The 16,409-nt window shown below is 74.2% G+C and carries 18 protein-coding genes; 10 read left to right on the top strand and 8 right to left on the bottom strand.

Annotated elements, in window-relative coordinates; all coding sequences use genetic code 11:
* Positions 1–215: 215 nt before the first annotated feature.
* Positions 216–1,448 carry a glycoside hydrolase family 6 protein gene (locus V1L54_RS12575; RefSeq protein WP_330118045.1) on the bottom strand — a complete coding sequence of 411 codons (1,233 nt, stop codon included), beginning with the start codon at positions 1,446–1,448 and terminating at the stop codon, positions 216–218.
* A 279-nt stretch (positions 1,449–1,727) separates the two neighbouring features.
* On the opposite strand from V1L54_RS12575, the gene V1L54_RS12580 reads away from it, so the two are divergent.
* The 6 genes from V1L54_RS12580 to V1L54_RS12605 all read left to right on the top strand — a co-directional run bounded on the left by V1L54_RS12580 (position 1,728) and on the right by V1L54_RS12605 (position 7,054).
* Positions 1,728–2,120, top strand: coding sequence for an RNA-binding S4 domain-containing protein (locus V1L54_RS12580; protein ID WP_330118046.1), 393 nt, complete (start codon positions 1,728–1,730; stop codon positions 2,118–2,120).
* A gap of 325 nt (positions 2,121–2,445) precedes the next feature.
* The gene (locus V1L54_RS12585; protein ID WP_330118047.1) at positions 2,446–4,860 is read left to right on the top strand and encodes a sensor histidine kinase; all 2,415 of its coding nucleotides are present in this window, start codon (positions 2,446–2,448) and stop codon (positions 4,858–4,860) included.
* Positions 4,857–5,282 (top strand): roadblock/LC7 domain-containing protein, encoded by a 426-nt coding sequence (locus V1L54_RS12590; protein WP_330118048.1) that lies wholly within the window; start codon positions 4,857–4,859, stop codon positions 5,280–5,282. Before V1L54_RS12585 ends, V1L54_RS12590 begins: the two co-directional genes overlap by 4 nt.
* Position 5,283: 1 nt before the next feature.
* On the top strand, positions 5,284–5,676 hold the full coding sequence (locus V1L54_RS12595) for a DUF742 domain-containing protein (RefSeq protein WP_330118049.1): 393 nt from the start codon (positions 5,284–5,286) through the stop codon (positions 5,674–5,676).
* Positions 5,657–6,271 carry a GTP-binding protein gene (locus tag V1L54_RS12600; RefSeq protein ID WP_330118050.1) on the top strand — a complete coding sequence of 205 codons (615 nt, stop codon included), beginning with the start codon at positions 5,657–5,659 and terminating at the stop codon, positions 6,269–6,271. The genes V1L54_RS12595 and V1L54_RS12600 overlap by 20 nt, the downstream gene beginning before the upstream one ends.
* Positions 6,272–6,556: 285 nt before the next feature.
* Positions 6,557–7,054 carry a YflT domain-containing protein gene (locus V1L54_RS12605; RefSeq protein ID WP_330118051.1) on the top strand — a complete coding sequence of 166 codons (498 nt, stop codon included), beginning with the start codon at positions 6,557–6,559 and terminating at the stop codon, positions 7,052–7,054.
* A gap of 108 nt (positions 7,055–7,162) precedes the next feature.
* Here the strand turns inward: V1L54_RS12605 and V1L54_RS12610 are convergent, their stop codons facing one another.
* Complete coding sequence (locus V1L54_RS12610; RefSeq protein ID WP_330118052.1) at positions 7,163–7,720, bottom strand: hypothetical protein; 558 nt, start codon at positions 7,718–7,720, stop codon at positions 7,163–7,165.
* Positions 7,721–8,115: 395 nt separating this feature from the next.
* Here V1L54_RS12610 and V1L54_RS12615 point away from each other — a divergent pair, with 395 nt between their 5' ends.
* Entirely contained in the window at positions 8,116–8,955 is an 840-nt protein-coding gene (locus V1L54_RS12615) for a polysaccharide lyase family protein (RefSeq protein WP_330118053.1), read from the top strand.
* A gap of 142 nt (positions 8,956–9,097) precedes the next feature.
* Here the strand turns inward: V1L54_RS12615 and V1L54_RS12620 are convergent, their stop codons facing one another.
* The 3 genes from V1L54_RS12620 to V1L54_RS12630 form a co-directional block, all read right to left on the bottom strand.
* Positions 9,098–9,859 (bottom strand): YidC/Oxa1 family membrane protein insertase, encoded by a 762-nt coding sequence (locus V1L54_RS12620; protein WP_330118054.1) that lies wholly within the window; start codon positions 9,857–9,859, stop codon positions 9,098–9,100.
* Between the two features lie 127 nt (positions 9,860–9,986).
* Positions 9,987–10,361 (bottom strand): DUF6412 domain-containing protein, encoded by a 375-nt coding sequence (locus V1L54_RS12625; protein ID WP_330118055.1) that lies wholly within the window; start codon positions 10,359–10,361, stop codon positions 9,987–9,989.
* Between the two features lie 110 nt (positions 10,362–10,471).
* The gene (locus V1L54_RS12630) at positions 10,472–11,095 is read right to left on the bottom strand and encodes a TIGR03086 family metal-binding protein (RefSeq protein WP_330118056.1); all 624 of its coding nucleotides are present in this window, start codon (positions 11,093–11,095) and stop codon (positions 10,472–10,474) included.
* Between the two features lie 318 nt (positions 11,096–11,413).
* Between V1L54_RS12630 and V1L54_RS12635 the strand changes: the two genes are divergently transcribed.
* Positions 11,414–11,584, top strand: coding sequence for a hypothetical protein (locus V1L54_RS12635; RefSeq protein WP_330118057.1), 171 nt, complete (start codon positions 11,414–11,416; stop codon positions 11,582–11,584).
* A gap of 41 nt (positions 11,585–11,625) precedes the next feature.
* Here V1L54_RS12635 and V1L54_RS12640 read toward each other — a convergent pair whose 3' ends face one another.
* The gene (locus tag V1L54_RS12640) at positions 11,626–11,985 is read right to left on the bottom strand and encodes a hypothetical protein (protein WP_330118058.1); all 360 of its coding nucleotides are present in this window, start codon (positions 11,983–11,985) and stop codon (positions 11,626–11,628) included.
* A gap of 290 nt (positions 11,986–12,275) precedes the next feature.
* On the opposite strand from V1L54_RS12640, the gene V1L54_RS12645 reads away from it, so the two are divergent.
* Positions 12,276–13,649 (top strand): hypothetical protein, encoded by a 1,374-nt coding sequence (locus V1L54_RS12645; protein ID WP_330118059.1) that lies wholly within the window; start codon positions 12,276–12,278, stop codon positions 13,647–13,649.
* Between the two features lie 47 nt (positions 13,650–13,696).
* Here V1L54_RS12645 and V1L54_RS12650 read toward each other — a convergent pair whose 3' ends face one another.
* On the bottom strand, positions 13,697–14,422 hold the full coding sequence (locus V1L54_RS12650; protein WP_330118204.1) for an ABC transporter permease: 726 nt from the start codon (positions 14,420–14,422) through the stop codon (positions 13,697–13,699).
* Positions 14,423–14,489: 67 nt separating this feature from the next.
* Positions 14,490–15,476, bottom strand: a complete 987-nt coding sequence (locus V1L54_RS12655; protein ID WP_330118060.1) for an ATP-binding cassette domain-containing protein — start codon at positions 15,474–15,476, stop codon at positions 14,490–14,492.
* A 90-nt stretch (positions 15,477–15,566) separates the two neighbouring features.
* Here V1L54_RS12655 and V1L54_RS12660 point away from each other — a divergent pair, with 90 nt between their 5' ends.
* Complete coding sequence (locus V1L54_RS12660) at positions 15,567–16,370, top strand: TetR/AcrR family transcriptional regulator (protein WP_330118061.1); 804 nt, start codon at positions 15,567–15,569, stop codon at positions 16,368–16,370.
* Positions 16,371–16,409 lie beyond the last annotated feature (39 nt).

The following is a 16,409-nucleotide window of genomic DNA, read 5'->3' on the forward strand; positions in this document are numbered from 1 at the left end:
ACAGTTCCTCGGCGGCGGTGAACTGGTCTCGGGTGGCTCTTCGGTTCTCGGGACTTCTTCGGCGGGGGCCGATACGGGCCGTCCGGCCCCGGCGGAGGAGACACCGGGGCCGGACGGGTGACCGGTTCGGTGGCGCGCCCTCATCGCGCCACCGAACCGGGGTTCCCGTCCGGGACTCCAGGCGCGTTCGAGTCGGCCGGACGGGCGGTCGGCGGTCAGGGGCGCAGCGGCGGCTCCGCGTTGCGCACCAGTTCCAGGACCTGCTGCGGGAACCACTGGCCGGCCGGCGGGTCGATCATGCCGCGCGCGGGGTCCTCCGGCCCCTCCGTGCCGCGCAGGCACTCGCCGTCCGACTCGCCGGGGATCTTGATCCACAGATGGGCGTCGTTCAGCGGATCACCGGTGTCGGTGGTCGGCCGCTTGCCCAGACCGCGGTCCGGCGGGTTGCACCATTCCTGGGGGTCGGGGTACTGGTCCGTGTCCGGGGTCCAGGGGCCCTGGCCGTTGCGGCTGGTGTCGGTGACGAAATGGGGCTGGTCGGCCGGGTCCGGGGTGACGTTCTCGTCCAGCCAGGCCCGTGCGTCCTCCTGGTCCCACCACTGGTTCGGGCAGTCGGCCGGGTCGCCGCCGCCGGCGGCGTACTCCAGGCAGCCGGAGACCAGTTCGCCGTAGCGGGCCAGTTCCTCGTCGGAACGGTAGTTGGAGGCGTTGAGGTAGAAGCCCCGGGTCTTCTCGACCCCCGCCTCGATCAGCCGCGGCACGATGGAGTTGACGCTGTGCCAGCCGCTGTGGCCGGCGTCAAGGTAGACGGTGGTGCCGGGCAGGGCGGTGAGGGCGTCGACGGCGTAGTCGATCTCCGCGTAGCGGGCGGCGGTCAGGGTGCCCTCCTCGTCGTCCTGCCCGCAGTCGGAGGGCAGCAGGGCCAGGGAGTCGGGCTCCAGGATCACCAGCGCCTTCTTCTTGCCGATGCCCTTGGCGACCTCGTCGATCCACGCCTGGTACTCGGCGGTGTCGGCGGCCCCGCCGGCCGAGTACTGCGAGCAGTCCCGGCCGGGGACGTTGTAGAGGGTCAGCACCGGCAGGGCCCGCTTGCGCGCCGCGTCCCGCACGATCTCGCGGACCTCGCCACGGATGAGGCTGTCGTCGCCCCGGCCGTTGAACCACACGGACTGCGGAGTCCGCACCATCCGTGCGACGGCGAGGGCGTCCTTGTGCTTTCCGGCCCTGACCAGCTCCCGGATCTGGTCGTACGCGTCCGGGTTGGCGGGCGGCGTGTACAGGCGTGTCCCGCTCGGCCGCCGGTCGTCCTTCCCCGCCTCCGGCGAGCCGGCCGCGGCGCCGGCCGTTCCCGTGGTCCCCGCGAGCAACACCAGCGCGGCGGCGGCACCCGCACCGGCGACGGCGGCGTTTCCCCGCCCGTTCTTCCGCCTGTTTCTCCGTCTGTGCACGTGTCTCGGCTCCTGACGTGAGCAGTCCGGCGGAACACTCCCCGAGTCGGTCCCCCTCATGGGAGCGCTCCCATATCCGCTGCCAGACCTTCTACCCGCCCGGGCCGCGCGTCAAGACCCCCCGCCCCGTTTTCTTCGGCACGGCTCCCGGCGCTCGGCGCCCGACCGTCAGTTCATTGCGGAGGTGAACAACAGTGACAGTTTCCGCATATGCCCGTGCCACCGCCGGCGGCCGACGGCGGCCGCACCGCGCGAGGCTCCTCCTCTAGAGTCGGGGGCATGACCGCAGCCGAGGGGAGCGTACGGATCGACAGCTGGATCTGGTCCGTCCGGCTCACCAAGACACGCTCGGCGGCCGCCGCCGCCTGCCGCGCCGGCCATGTCCGGATCAACGGGGAGCGCGCCAAGCCCGCCGCCCCGGTGCGCTCCGGTGACGAGGTGCGTCTGCGCCACTCGGGGCGTGAGCGGATCGTTGTCGTCAAACGCCTGGTGCGCAAGCGCGTCGGCGCGCCCGTCGCGGCGGAGTGCTTCGTCGACAACAGCCCGCCGCCGCCACCGCCCGAGTACGCCGCCCCCGCGGCCCGGCGCGAACGCGGCGCCGGGCGGCCCACCAAGCGGGAGCGGCGCGACCTGGAGCGGCTGCGCGGCCGCGGGACCGCCGACCGGGATTAGCGGGCGAGAACACCGCGTGGTCCGGGATCCCGAAGGGCCGGAAGCGGACGCCCGGTGGGATTCTCCGCGGGCCGGCCCGCGGAGAATCCCACCGGGGAGTACCGAAGAAGCGCCGGGACGGACACGAAACCGGCACGGCGGCGGAGCGGGCCGTCCGGTCCCTCCGCCCGGCTCACCGCCACCACCAGGGAAAACGCTTCTGCCCGCCATTCTCAGTGAGTTGTCCACACTTGTTTCCCTCTGAACGGCCGTACGGCTACCATCGCCCCGTTCAACGCCGCCCTCACCAGCGGCGGCCCATCACCGCAACCACCGCTGGGGAGAAATGGCACCGCGCGTCACCGTGCCGGGACGGCAGAGGCGAAGGACGAAGAAGGACTCCTCCCGCCTGGAATCGATCCGGACAGCCCTGCTCATCCTGGCCGTCGTCCCCAGCGTGGCACTGGCCGCCCTGTGGACGGTCAGCACCGTGCAGCTCGGGACCACCTGGCAGAACCGGGACATCCAGCACACCATCGCCAGCCGGGCCGCGTACCCGGCCACGGACGTCCTCCTCGCCCTGCAGATGGAGCGGGGGATCAGCGCCTTCGCACTGAGCGACCCCGAGGCCGGCCGCGCCGTCCTGGAGAAGCAGCGGAAGCGCACCGACCAGGCCGTGAGCACCTTCGAGGACCTCTCCGACATCGAGGTCTCCGACACCTACCCGCAGACGCGGGAGGGGCTGACACAGATCCGCGGGAAGCTGGCCGAACTCGACGAGGTCCGGGCGGCCGTGGACGGCGGGAAGGCCACCCAGCAGCAGGTCTACGAGCGTTTCAACGAGCTGGTCGAGGCGGACCTCCGGTTCTTCGAGTCCCTCGGCCAGACGGAGGACCTGGAGCTGACCGTCCTCAGCGGGCCCCTGAACAGCCTGTCCAGAGCCCAGGAGATGCTCTCCCGCCAGGACGCCCTGCTGGCCAGGGGCCCGGACGAGTTCGGCCCCGCCGAGTACGACCAGTTCGTGGAGCTGGTCAGCGTCCAGCGGTACCTGATCGAGCAGGAGTACGAGCCCTACCTCCGCGAGAACGAGACCGCCGCCTACCGGAAGACGGTCGACGGCGATGCCTGGCAGGCCGTCACCGGCATGCAGGACGCCCTGCTGCGCTCCTCCGGCAGCAGTGCCTCCACCGTCCTGGAGGACGGCGGGGCCGCCCGCTGGCAGCAGGCGTCCGCCCAGGTGCACACACAGCTCGGCCGGCTGTCCGGCATACGGGTCGAGTTCGTCTGGGCGGCGGGCGACGCCTCCATGGAGTCGTTGCTGAACCGCCTGGTCACCACGAGCGCCGTCGGTCTGAGCGCGGTGGTGGTGGTCGTCCTGCTCAGCCTCTGGCTCACCAGCGTGCTGCGGCGGCGCGTCCTGGCGCTGCGCGAGGAGGCACTGGAGCTGGAACAGAAGCTGCCCGACATCGTGGAACGACTGCGCCGGGGCGAGAACATCGACATCGACGCCGAGGTCTCCGAGGTCAGCCACGGTGACGACGACCTCGGCCGGCTCGGCAAGGCCCTCAACACCGCCCGCCGCAGCGCCATCGAGACCGCCGTGCGGGAGACGGAACAGCACCGCGGCTTCGAACGGCTCCTGCAGCGCATCGCCCGCCGCACCCAGCTGCTCATCGGTCTGCAGCTGAAGAAGCTCGACGAGATGGAACGCCGGCACGAGGACCCGGAGGTGCTGGAGGGGCTGTTCGACCTCGACCACCTCACCGCCCGGCTGCGCCGCTACGAGGAGAACCTGGTCATCCTCGGCGGCGGCCAGCCCCAGCGGCGCTGGCGCAGACCGGTGCGGGCGCTGAACGTCCTGCGCGCCGCGCTGGGGGAGGTGCGGGACTACCGCCGCATCCACATCGAGGTCGAGGGGCAGCCCTGGCTGTCCGAGCGCGCCGTGGGACCGACGGTCCACATCCTGGCCGAGCTGATGGAGAACGCCACCACCTTCTCCAAGCCCCCCACTCCCGTGGAGGTCCGGGCCGGGCTGGTGGGCCGGGGCCTCGCCGTGGAGATCGAGGACCGCGGTCTGGGCATGGAGCCCGAGGAGTACGAGCGGATCAACCGGCTGATGGCCGAGCCGCCCAGGATGGACATCATGTCCCGGGTCGACGACATCCGGCTCGGCCTGTACGTGGTCGCACGGCTCGCCCACGGCCTGGGAGTGGACGTGGAGCTGCGTCCGTCGGTGTTCGGCGGCACCCGGGCGATCGTGCTCATCCCCGCCGAACTGATCGCGGACGGACCGGGTCCGGACGGCGGCGCGGAGGAGGCGGGAAGCGAGGAGACCGGACAGACACCGCTGCGGGGAGTCCCGGACTCCGCCGCGGAGGCACCCGCCGGACTGCCGGCCCGCTCACGCGGCCGGGCGATGAGCGCGGTCACCTCCGTGCCCGCCCCGCGGGGCGGAGCACGGCCCGGCACGCGGCCCCGGCCCGCCGGGGACTCCTCTCCCGACGCCGCGGCGCGACCGCTGCCCAAACGGGTCCGCCGGGCCAGTCTCGCCGCCGAGCTCAGGGAACCGGAGCACCGTTCCGGCAGCACCTCCGGGGAAGAGACCGGACCGCATCCGCAGCCCGCCCGCTCCGGCGCCGCCATCGGCGCCTTCCAGCGGCAGTCCCGCGCCGCACACCGACAGCCCTCCCGAGACGGCCACCCCCCAACCGGCGGCAGCACGCCGGGCCGCAACCCGAACACGACGGAAGACCCACGATGACACAGCGAACCACCGCCACCAACCAGGACCTGGACTGGCTGCTGGACGGACTGGTCGATCAGGTGGCGGGCACCAGGCACGCCATAGTCCTGTCCGACGACGGACTGGTCGTCAGCCAGTCCCGCACCATCGATCGCACCGACGCCGAACGGCTCGCCGCCGTGGCCACCGGGCAGCAGAGCCTCGCCCGGGGAGTCGACGAGCTCTTCCGCGGCGGGCCGGTGCGTCAGGTCATCGTGGAGATGGCCGATCTGTGGCTCTTCATCACCGCCGCCGGCAAGGGGACCCACCTGGCCGTCGTGGCCTCCCAGGACGTCGACGCCGAGGTGATGGCGGTCGCCATGCACACCCTCGTCCAGCAGGTCGGCCAGAAGCTGGGCACCGAGGCCCGTACCGGTGACACGGTCACGGACGGAGGCTGATGTGGGTGGCCACTGGACGGACGACCTGGGGTACGAGGAGGCCGACGACTCCCTGGTCCGGCCTTATGCCATCACCCGTGGCAGGACCGTTCCGGAACGTGGTGACCTCGGTCTGATCACGGTGGTGACCACCGTCGGCTCCCAGGACGACCAGCCCTCGGACAGAGGACTGGAGCCGGAGCACCAGGCCATTGTGGAGCAGTGTCGCGGGTCGGCCGCCGTCGCGGAGATCGCCGCGGCACTCGACCTGCCCGTGTCGGTGACGAAGATCCTGATCGACGACCTGGTGTCGCTCGGCAGGGTGACGGTCCGGCCACCGCTGGTGGCCCGGGAAAACGGTGGACTGAACGTGACTCTTCTGCAGGCGGTGAGGGATGGACTCCGGAAACTCTGATCACCCGGCCGGGCTGGAGACCGGCCCGGCCACCCCCTCGGCCGTCAAGATCCTGATCGCCGGCGGCTTCGGGGTGGGCAAGACGACCCTGGTCGGAGCGGTCAGCGAGGTGTCTCCCCTGCGCACCGAGGAGTACCTGACACAGGCGAGCGTCGGCGTCGACGACATCGAGGGACTGACGGACAAGAGCACCACGACGGTGGCGCTCGACTTCGGCCGGATCACCATCCACCCCGAACTGGTGGTCTACCTGTTCGGCACACCGGGCCAGGAGCGCTTCTGGTTCATGTGGAACGACCTGGTGAACGGTGCGCTGGGCGCGGTCGTACTGGTCGACACCAGACGGCTGGACGTCAGCTTCGCCTCCATCGACTTCTTCGAGAGCCGGGGCATCCCCTTCGTGGTGGGGGTCAACTGCTTCCACGGCCGCTGCGACCGCACCGAGGAGGAGGTTCGCGAGGCTCTCGATCTGGACCCCGGCGTCCCGCTGCTGATGGGGGACGTACGGCGCCAGGAGGTCGGCCGCGATCTGCTGCTCGCCCTGGTCGATCTGCTGTTGTCCCAGCCGGCGCCCATGGGCACACCGGTGGGCTGACCCCGCCCGTCCCGGCGGAGCCGGTCCGGGCCCGGACCGGCTCCGGACCGGGCCCGCGGCACCTTCCGGAGCGGTGCCCGTGCCCCGGTCCGTGCCGTCCTCGCCACCGGAAGCGGCGTGTCCGGCCGCGTGCCGTCACCGGCCGCGCCGTACCAGTGCCGGGGCGGCCCCGCCCGGGTCCTCGCCGGCCGGAGCGTGCGACGCCCCGGCACCCTTCCAGCCATAAAGCGGCACCCCCCGGGCAGGCGGCCAGTAGCGCGCACCGAACGGAAGGAGAGTGCGACGATGGCGCACATCGATCCGAACCCCCCGGACCCGGTCAGCGATGCCTGGAACACGGTGGCCAGCTACTCCGCCTACGAGGAGGCCCAAGCCGCGGTCGACCGGCTCTCCGACGAGAAGTTCCCCGTGGAGCACATCGACATCGTCGGGTCGGACCTGCGCCTGGTCGAGCATGTCACCGGCCGGATGACCAAGGGCCGCGCGGCCGGGCTCGGTGCCGCCAGCGGTGCCTGGTTCGGCCTCTTCATCGGTCTGCTGGTGGGACTGTTCACCCCCGGCCCCGCCTGGCTCGGGCTGATCCTCGGCGGTATCCTCATCGGCGCGCTGTGGGGCGCGGTCTTCGGTTTCGTCGGTCATGCGGCGACCGGTGGACGCCGTGACTTCTCCTCGACCCGGTCCCTGGCCGCCGCCCGCTACGACGTCATCGTGCGCGGCGGGCACGCCGATCAGGCCCGCACCATCCTCCAGCGCGAGGGGCTGACCGGAACCGGAACCGTCTGAAGACACCCGCCCCCGCTTCACGGGCGGGGGGCGCCGCGTCCGTACCGGTGCCCGGGCTCCCGGGCACTCACAGCCGCGCCGATGCCACCGGCGGCACGGGCCGCCGGGTCAGCCGGCGGCCCCGGCGGCACGGTAGGGCTCGGGGGCGGCGGTGCCGGAGGGCCCGGTGTTCCCGGGGGAAGCCGCCAGGGAGATGCGCTCCACCGCCCGCCGCTCCTCCGCGGGACGCTGCCCGGCCGGAGCGGCGCCCCGGTCCCGCTCGGCCGCGGTCCCGGACATCGGGGTGACGGCGGAGACCGGAGCGGCGGCCGCGGAGCCGCCGGCCCGGCCTGCCGCGTGACGGCCGGCCTCGGCTCCCGGAGAGCCCGCGGACGCCGGGGCGGCACCTCTGGGGCGGTCCCGCTCCGTGGCGGGGACCGCGGCGGCCGGGGTGGCCGAGGCGGGACCGGGTGCCGGGACCGGGGCGGCGGCCCGGGTGCCGGACCCGGTGCTCAGCCGGTGACTGACGGCTTCGTCGAGGGTGACGGCACGCTGGAGCCGGTCGGCCAGCCGGCCGGCCTCCGCGCCGAGGGCGGCGATGTCCGCCCAGTCCAGGTCGAGCACCACATGGAGTTCGGCCCTCCCGGACGGAAGGGCCCGCAGGGGAAGGCTGCTTCGCTCTGTCATCGGCATGTCCTCACAGTGGGCGGCGGACGGAACGGCTCGCACCCCGCGGCAAGCGCCGCACGGCACGCGAAGGGGTACGCGGTGGCGGCCCCGCCCGTTCATCCACCCGTGCCGCGCACCCGGCGGCCGGGCCGTGGGGCGGGGTTTCCAAGTGTTCCCACGGCCGTTACAGTTCTGCATGGGAGCGCTCCCATACAGCTCGGCCGAGAAACGGGGACAATCCCCCGGCACCGCCCCCGGTCCCGGCGGCCACCGCGACCGGACACGACCGGGCCGGAAGGCACCCGCCGCACGGCTCCCCCCGCACCATGGCACCGCCGGACCGTCCGCGGGCGGGCGCACCGCGCCGCACCGTCACGGGCTCCGCCCGTCCGGCACTTCCCTAGGAGATCGACATGCCCCCCACCTCACGGCTCCGTTCCCGCCGCGGCTTACCGGCCGCCCCGGCCGCCGCCGCGCTGGCCCTGGCCCTGCTCTCCACGGCGTTCTCCCCGGTGTTCTCCCCGGCCGCCGAGGCCGCCGGCCTCCCCGCCGCGGCGGGCTGCGAGACCACCGCGGCGGACGGCTTCTGCGACGACTTCGAGTCCCAGACCGGCTCCCAGCCCTCGGGCCGCTGGACCGCCGGCGCCCCCAACTGCTCCGGCACCGGCACCGCGAGCGTGGACTCCTCGGTGGCCCACAGCGGCGGCAAGTCACTGCGGATCAACGGCGGGGGCGGCTACTGCAACCACATCTTCGTCGGAACCCCGCTGGACGAGGTGGACACCTCCGGCACCTTCTGGGCCCGCCTCCAGGTGCGGCACACCACCCCGCTGCCCGCCGCCCACATCACGTTCGCGGCCATGCACGACGCGGGTGAGAACAAGGACCTGCGCATGGGCGGCCAGAACAGCGCCCTGCAGTGGAACCGCGAGTCCGACGACGCCACCCTGCCCGAGCAGAGCCCCAACGGCGTGGCGATGAGCCGCCCCCTGCCGGTCAACACCTGGACCTGCGTGGAGTTCCGGATCGACGGCTCCGCCGGGCACCTGGAGACCTGGGTGGACGGCGAGGCCGTGCCGGGCCTGGCCGTCGACGGCACCCCCACCCACGACATCGACGGCCAGTGGCTGCGCAAGCCCGGCTGGCGGCCCTCCTTGACCGATCTGCGGGTGGGCTGGGAGAGCTACGGCGGGGAAACCGACACCCTGTGGTTCGACGACATCGCCGTCGGCAGTTCCCGCATCGGCTGCTGACCGGGGCGCACCCCGCGCCCCACTCCCCCGCGTCCTCCCCGGTTCCCACCCCCCACGGTGAGAAGCCTCCGGCGCACGGCCGTCACCGGCCGTGCGCCGGGGGCGCCGGGAGGGCTGGGAAGACGACAGGGTTCCGCTCCGTTCAGCCCTCCTTCCGCCCGCTCCTTCGGCGGTTCCTTCCCGCCGCCCCGCTCCGCGCCACCGCGGGGCCGCGGTGCAGCAGCGCCCGTTCCACCGCCGTCCACACCGTGGTCGTGGCCAGGTAGAGCCCGGCGGCCAGCGGCACGAACGCGGCGGTGACCAGCGTCCCGAAGGACAGCAGCGGCAGCACCTTCACCAGCCCCGCCATCCCGGGCACCGCCTGTTCGGGCGCCGGGGCGACCGCCGCGCGCGCCCGCCGGTACGACCACAGCGCCACCGCGGCGAGCACCCCGAACAGCGCGAGGTACACCAGTCCCGGCGCGCCGAGCACCCCGCCGTCGGCGAGCGCGTCGGCCCAGCGGCCGCCCAGCGGGGCGGGGCCCAGCCGGTCCGCCAGCAGCCCGTTGGGCTCACCGCCCACCCGCGGGGCCGTGAACAGCCGGTACATCACGAAGAAGACCGGCAGCTGGAGCAGCGTCGGGGCGATCCCGGCCAGCGGCGACACCCCCTCCCTGGCGTGCAGTTCCAGCAGGGCCCGCCGGAGCCGTTCCGGATCCCGGGCATACCGCTTCCGCAGCCCGGCCACCTCCGGGGCGAGCCGGGTCCGGGCCTTCTCGCCCCGCACCCCCGCCCGTGCCAGAGGGTGCAGCAGGGTGCGTACGCACATGGTGGCCACGATGATCGCGACGGCGGCCGCCGAGGTGGCGAAGAGCGGTTCGAGTGCGCCGGTGAGCAGCGCGAAAAGCTGGGCGACAGTGCGCATGAAGGGGATTCCTCCCGGAATCTCGTCGTGCCGGACGGAGCTGTTTCGGCGTGACGAGCCGTGCGGACACGGCCCCGGCCGGGGTGCTCCGGGGCGTCCGGAGATCCGGGAGAGGAGGGGGCCGCGGCTACCCGGCCGTCGGGAGGGGGCGGCCGGGTGCCCGGGGCCGGGGGCGGCCCGCGGCGTCGGGATCGCGCTGCGGCAGGAAGGCGGTGCGGCGTTCACGGTCGCGCAGCGCGGTACGGACCCGGGCGGGCGGTGCGGGCCGGGCCAGACGTGCGGCCAGGAGGGCGGCCACGGCGAGGGCGGTGCCCGCGGCGGCGGTCGCGGCGAGTGCCACCGCGGTGGTCGCCAGGCCGCCCTGCCCCGGCTGCAGGCCGGTCAGGAGTGCCAGCAGGGCCAGCACCGCCGGGGGGACCAGCAGCAGCGGCAGGTTCGGGCCCGTGCCCGGCCGCCACCGGCGGAGCGAGGGCGCGCGGCCGGTGGAACCGCCGTACGGCATCAGCACCTCCCCCGCGTCCGCGCCGCCCGTCCCGCGGGCGCGGGAGCGGCTGCCGACGATGTTAGCCCAACCGCCCCGGCCGGGTCCGGTTCCCTTCCCTGCTCCCGGGACTACTCCCGGAGCGCGGCCGGCGACCAGCCGGGACGGCGCCCGCCGAGGCCGACGACCCGGTCCAGGAGCGGGGCGCCGGGCGGCACCTCGACCACGGGGCCGAAGATCCCTTCCCGGCCGGTCCCGTCCGCCGACTGTTCCAGCAGTTCGGCGGAGACCCGCAGGCTCTCCTCGTCGCAGGTGTACTCCTGACCGGTTGCGCGGGCGAGGTCCCAGCCGTGGAGGAGGAGCTCGTTCAGGGCGACCCGGCCCGCGACCCCGGCCGGCAGGGTGACGCCGCCCGCCTGGGTGACGCCCTCCCAGGCGCCGGGGTCGCGCCACGCCGCGGCGAGTTCACCCAGCCGGCGCGGGATGTCCTCGCGCCAGTCGGCGGGCAGCAGCGCGGCGGAGGGCCGCTGGACGGCGGGGTCGGTCCCGGTGGCGACGCCGAGGTCCTTGCGCGCGGCGTCCCGGAAGGCCACCGACAGACCGTGGACGTGGTGCAGCAGGTCGCCCACGGTCATCTCCTCGCACGGTGTGGGCGCGGCGAGCCGGCCGCCGGGGACGCCCGCCACGACGCGGGTCATCCGGCGGGCCACCGGTTCCAGATCGGGTGGCCGGGACTCCGGTGCCGGAGCGGTCATCTCTGGTTCCTCCTCCTGGTGCGGGCGTGCGGCTCCGCACGCCCGGGGACGCGTACACCATGGGGACCGGTCCGGCGACCGGAACTCATCGCCGCCGCGGAAAGAGGCGCGAACAGATTTGCGATCGACTGGCATGATCGCCTCCGCACCGGGTAGCCGCCCGCCGTTCGTCCCTTCTTCGCGTCCCGAAGAGGGGACGCGATGTGTCACCGCGTGAAAGCACCGGTACGCTACGCGACCGGCCGCCGCGTGGCGCCCGGGGTGACACGAGAGACACAAGTGCCGGTTATGCCGGAAAGCGCAGAGAGGGAAAGTCCTGTGACGACCACCGCCACCCGAACCGACCACCCGCCGATCTACGAGAGCCTGGTCGAGGAGCTCGGCGACGTGCTCACCGAGACCCGTGAGGTGGCCGAGCGAATACAGCGCGAGACCCGGGAGGCCCTGGACTGGAGAGAGCCCGGCGCCCGGCAGCCGCGGCCCGAGTGAGCCCGGGCCGCGGCGCGGGTCCGGCGCCGCGGCACGGGGAGTCAGCCGGTGGCCGGGAGCGGGACCAGGAAGTACTCCCGGCCGTCCCGCCCCACCACCCGCACCGGATGCGAGGGGAGCGCGTCGAAGACGGCCGCCGCCACCTTCTCCGGCGCGTCGGCGGCGCTGAGCGGCGGCCGCAGGGCGGCGCGGATCGCCGCGCGGGACCTCGCCGAGGGCGGCCTGCGCCCCGCGAGCGCGGCGCACTCGTCGATCTGCTCGTCGCTCAGCCGCGGCCCGTATCCCTTGCGGCGCGCCTCGGCGGCCACCACGGTGGCCAGCGCGGCACGGTTGTGGTCACGGCAGACATCGCCGGGCGTACCCCTGGGCTGGAAGTGCCGGGCGGTTCCGATCGAGGACAACGGCTGCCTCCGTGGGGCGTGCGGGGAACCCGCGGGGATCGAAGGGGCGGGTGGTGCCCGGCGGCGTCCGCCGCCGGGCACCACCCACGGCCCGCGGTGTCGTACCGGCCCGGCCGGGAGGGGGGAGAACCGCGGCCGGAACCGGTACGGAGGCGGTACGCCGGGGGGGTGGCGCCCGCCTTTCCTCCAACACCGGGCCATACCCGGATGTTCCCCGCCTTCTGGAACTTTCTTTCGAACCGGAACGCTTCCCGCCGGGTGACGGCACGCCGGCTGGGTAGCCGAGCGTCATGAGGACAAACCGCCCCATCTCTCCTGTTCTCCCGGGACGGCGGGCGGGCCTGGTCTGGGCCGCCGTACTCGCCGTGGCCGTCGCTCTGCTGGGCCCCACGGGCAGTGCCCGGGCGGCCACCGACATCGAGGAAGTGGCGGCGGCGCTCCGGGAGACGCCGGTCTACGTCGACCCCGCCGCCTCGGACAAGCTCTCCGCCGCCGAGGCCGACCGGCTCGCCGGGCAGATCCGGGCCGGGGACGTACCGGTCTATGTCGCCGTGCTGCCCGACGACGCCTCCTACGAGGGCGACGCCGTCTTCGACCGGCTGCGCTCCGAGGTGGACCGCCCCGGGGTGTACGCGGTCGCCCTGGGCTCGCGGTTCGGCGCGGCGTCCGACTCCGCGGTCCTGCGGGGCGCCACGGCGAGCTCGCTCGCGCAGCGCAACCTGCGGGAACACCCCAACGACCCCTACCGCATCCTCAGCGGCTTCGTCACCGATGTGCAGTCGGCCGCACGGGACGGCGGGGCCGGCTACCGCGACCGCGGTCCGGCGGGCGGTGGATCCGGCGGTGGCGGTGGTGTGCTGGTGGGCTTCCTGGTCGTGCTGGCGGTGTTCGCGCTGGGCGGGCTGTTCCTGACGCGGCGCTCGCACAGGCGGCAGGAGCAGGAGGAGCGGGCCGAGCTGGAACAGGTGCGGGCCGCGGTCGACGAGGACATCACCGCCTACGGCGAGCGGCTGGACCGGCTGGACTTCTCCCCCTCCGCCCCCGGTGTCACGCAGGAGATGCTCACCGACTACGAGCACGCGCTGGACGCCTACGAGAAGGCCAAGCAGGCCTCCGCGGCGGCCCGGCGCCCCGACGACATGCGGGCGGTGACCGAGGCGCTGGAGGACGGCCGGTTCTCCCTGGCCGTCCTGGACGCCCGGCGGGAGGGCCGGGAACTGCCCGAGCGGCGGCCGCCGTGCTTCTTCGACCCCCGGCACGGGCCGTCGGTGCGGGACGTGGAGTGGACGCCCCCGGGCGGCGCGCCCCGCGAGGTGCCGGTCTGCGCGGCCGACGCCACCCGTGTCGAGGACGGCCTGGACCCGGCGGTGCGCACGGTGCCGACGGCCACCGGTGAACGGGTGCCGTACTGGGACGCGGGTCCGGCGTACGGGCCGTGGATGGGCGGCTACTACGGGGCCTACGGCTCGATGCTGCTGCCCGGCCTGCTGTTCGGCACGGTGCTGGGCAGCAGTCTGGGCGGCTGGGGCTACGGCTACGGGCCCGGCTGGGGCTACGGCGGCGAGGGCGGCTACTCCGGTGACAGCTTCGGGGGCGGCTTCGGCGGCGGTGACTTCGGGGGCGGTTTCGGAGGAGGCGGCTTCGGCGGGGACGGCGGCTTCTGAGCCGCCGCCCCCGGGCGTCCTCCGCTCCCCGGCTGCCGGGTCCGGTGTCAGGCCGTACGGCGCCGGAAGAGCACGGCGGACGCCGCGACCGAGACGGCGAGGATCCCGCCGCACCAGGCCAGCGCCAGCCACGGGGCGCTGCCCACCGGCCGGTCCAGCAGCAGCCCGCGCAGCGCCTCGATGACGGGTGTGGCCGGCTGGTGCTCGGCGAAGCCGTGCAGCCAGCCCGGCATGGTCTCCACCGGTACGAAGGCACTGCTCGGGTACGGCAGGAACAGCACCAGGAAGGTGAAGCCGCTCGCGGCCTCGGGAGTCCTCGCCAGCAGCCCGACGGCCGCCGACAGCCAGGAGAAGGCCACGACGTAGGCCGCCAGGACGCCCACCGCCGCGAGCCAGCCCGCGGCACCCGCCTCCGGGCGGAAGCCGATGGCGAAGGCGACGGCGAACACCGCGGCGGTCGCGGCGGCGTTGCGCACGACGCTCGCCGCCACGTGCCCGGCCAGGACGGAGCCCCCGCCGACGTCCAGGGAGCGGAAGCGGTCCACGACGCCCTCGGCCATGTCGCCGCTGACGCTGACGGCCGTCGCGGCCGCCCCGTACCCGGCGCACAGCACCAGCACCCCGGGGACGACGTAGGTGACGTACCGGGTGCCGGTCTCGATCGCGCCTCCGAAGAGGTAGACGAACACCAGCATCAGCATCACCGGAAGCATCAGCGAGGTGATCAGCGCGTCGGCGTTGCGCGCGGACAGCCGTACGCAGCGGGCGGTCATGGTCGCGGCACGGGCCGGGGCACCGGGCGCGGCGGTCCGGGCCGCGGGGGCGGTGGCGGTGGCGGTCTCAGACACGGGCGGTCGCCTCCCCGGTGGTCCGCGCGGCGGTCCGGGTGCGGTCGGCGGGGCGGCCGGTGAGGGCCAGGAAGACGTCGTCGAGGGTGACCTCGTACACGGCGAACCGCTCCACCGCGCCGCCGTCCGGGTCGATCCCGTCCAGCAGCGCCCTGATGTGCGCCGCGCTGCCGTCGGTGGGCACCCCGAGGACCAGACGGGCCGGGTCATGGAGGACGGCCCTCCCGCCGAGCCGCTCCGCGATCCGTGCGTACGCGGCGGGTCCGGCGAGGGTGAGGTCCAGGCGCCGGTCCGCGACCCGCCGCTTGAGGTCGGCGGCGGTGCCCTCGGCCACCACCCGTCCGGCGTCGAGGAGGGCGATGCGGTCGGCGAGCCGGTCGGCCTCCTCCAGGTACTGGGTGGTGAGGAAGACCGTCGTCCCGGCCTCGGCCAGGGAGGCGGTGACCTCCCACATCGTCTGGCGGCTGCGCGGGTCGAGCCCGGTCGTCGGCTCGTCGAGGAAGACCACCTCGGGATCGCCGACCAGCCCCGCGGCGATGTCCAGCCGGCGGCGCATGCCGCCGGAGTACGTTCCCGTCCGGCGGCGGGCCGCACCGCTGAGGCCGAACCGCTCCAGCAGTTCCCCGGCCCGTTCACGGGCCCGGCGGCGCGGCAGACCGCACAGCCGCCCCATCATGACCAGGTTCTCCTCGCCGGTCTGCTCCTTGTCGAGCGCCGCGTACTGCCCGGTGAGGCTGATGCGGCGGCGCACCTCCCGCCGCTGCCGCACCGTGTCGAAACCCGCCACCCGCGCCCGCCCGGCGTCGGGCGTCGCCAGTGTGGCCAGGATGCGCACGGTCGTGGTCTTGCCCGCCCCGTTGGGACCGAGCAGCGCGAACACGCTGCCGCGTGCCGCTTCCAGACCGATCCCGTCCAGCACCGTCACCGGGCCGTACGACTTCCGCAGCCCGACCGCCTCGACCGCTGCCTCCTCCGCCATGCGCCCCGCCCCCTCTCGTCTTCCGCGCCTCGGACGCGTTCTTCTGCGTATGCCATACACGCTACTGCGTAACGCATACACATATCTAGGATGACGGTCAACCCGAAGGCGGAGAGCGGAGCGGCGAAGACGATGGCGAAGGACAGCGACACCGACCTGCCCCCGGGCCTCGAGACCGCCTGGGGACTGCGCGGACGCCCCGGCAAGGGCCCCCGGCCGGGCCTGAGCGTGGACCGGATCGTCGATGCCGCCGTCGGACTCGCCAACGCCGAGGGGCTCCCGGCGGTCTCCATGGGGCGGATCGCCGGCGCCCTCGGCGTCTCGACGATGTCCCTGTACCGGTACGTGTCCTCCAAGGAGGAACTGCTGGTCCTGATGCAGGACGCGGCCTACGGGCTGCCCCCGGCGGGCCCCCCGCCCGAGGAGGGCTGGCGGGCCGCGCTGGCGCACTGGGCCCGGGCGATGCGGGAGGTGCTGTACGGCAACCTGTGGATGCTCCGCGTCCCCATCGCCAGCCCGCCCACCACCCCCCGCGCGCTCGCCTGGATGGAGCGGGGTCTGGTCTGCCTGCGGGACACCGCCCTGGACGAGGGCGAGAAGATCGAGACCATCCTGCTGGTCAGCGGCTTCGTCAGGAGCGAGGCCACGATGACGGCGGACATCGTCTCGGCCGCCCGGGCCTCGGGCAGGACGGTCGAGGAGACCATGGCCGCCTACAGCCGGCTGCTGGCCAGGCTGGCCGACCCGGAGCGCTTCCCGGCGGTCAACGAGGTGCTCAGAGCGGGGGTCATGACCGAGGAGGGCGCTCCCGACGAGGAGTTCGCCTTCGGCCTGGAGCGGCTGCTGGACGGCATCGAGGTCCTGGTGGCGGCGCGGGACGCGCGGGACCGCTGAGGCGTACGGCGTACGCCCCCGCGGCCCCGGAAGCCCGCG

This window comes from Streptomyces rubellus, from assembly GCF_036323805.1.
Classification (GTDB): domain Bacteria; phylum Actinomycetota; class Actinomycetes; order Streptomycetales; family Streptomycetaceae; genus Streptomyces.

Excerpts from the sequence above, each read along its gene's own strand:
- V1L54_RS12580 (WP_330118046.1), top strand. The coding sequence starts at position 1,728 with ATGACCGCAGCCGAGGGGAGCGTACGGATCGACAGCTGGATCTGGTCC.
- V1L54_RS12585 (WP_330118047.1), top strand. The coding sequence starts at position 2,446 with ATGGCACCGCGCGTCACCGTGCCGGGACGGCAGAGGCGAAGGACGAAG.
- V1L54_RS12590 (WP_330118048.1), top strand. The coding sequence starts at position 4,857 with ATGACACAGCGAACCACCGCCACCAACCAGGACCTGGACTGGCTGCTG.
- V1L54_RS12600 (WP_330118050.1), top strand. The coding sequence starts at position 5,657 with ATGGACTCCGGAAACTCTGATCACCCGGCCGGGCTGGAGACCGGCCCG.
- V1L54_RS12605 (WP_330118051.1), top strand. The coding sequence starts at position 6,557 with ATGGCGCACATCGATCCGAACCCCCCGGACCCGGTCAGCGATGCCTGG.
- V1L54_RS12610 (WP_330118052.1), bottom strand. The coding sequence starts at position 7,720 with ATGACAGAGCGAAGCAGCCTTCCCCTGCGGGCCCTTCCGTCCGGGAGG.
- V1L54_RS12615 (WP_330118053.1), top strand. The coding sequence starts at position 8,116 with ATGCCCCCCACCTCACGGCTCCGTTCCCGCCGCGGCTTACCGGCCGCC.
- V1L54_RS12620 (WP_330118054.1), bottom strand. The coding sequence starts at position 9,859 with ATGCGCACTGTCGCCCAGCTTTTCGCGCTGCTCACCGGCGCACTCGAA.
- V1L54_RS12625 (WP_330118055.1), bottom strand. The coding sequence starts at position 10,361 with ATGCCGTACGGCGGTTCCACCGGCCGCGCGCCCTCGCTCCGCCGGTGG.
- V1L54_RS12630 (WP_330118056.1), bottom strand. The coding sequence starts at position 11,095 with ATGACCGCTCCGGCACCGGAGTCCCGGCCACCCGATCTGGAACCGGTG.
- V1L54_RS12645 (WP_330118059.1), top strand. The coding sequence starts at position 12,276 with ATGAGGACAAACCGCCCCATCTCTCCTGTTCTCCCGGGACGGCGGGCG.
- V1L54_RS12650 (WP_330118204.1), bottom strand. The coding sequence starts at position 14,422 with ATGACCGCCCGCTGCGTACGGCTGTCCGCGCGCAACGCCGACGCGCTG.
- V1L54_RS12655 (WP_330118060.1), bottom strand. The coding sequence starts at position 15,476 with ATGGCGGAGGAGGCAGCGGTCGAGGCGGTCGGGCTGCGGAAGTCGTAC.
- V1L54_RS12660 (WP_330118061.1), top strand. The coding sequence starts at position 15,567 with ATGACGGTCAACCCGAAGGCGGAGAGCGGAGCGGCGAAGACGATGGCG.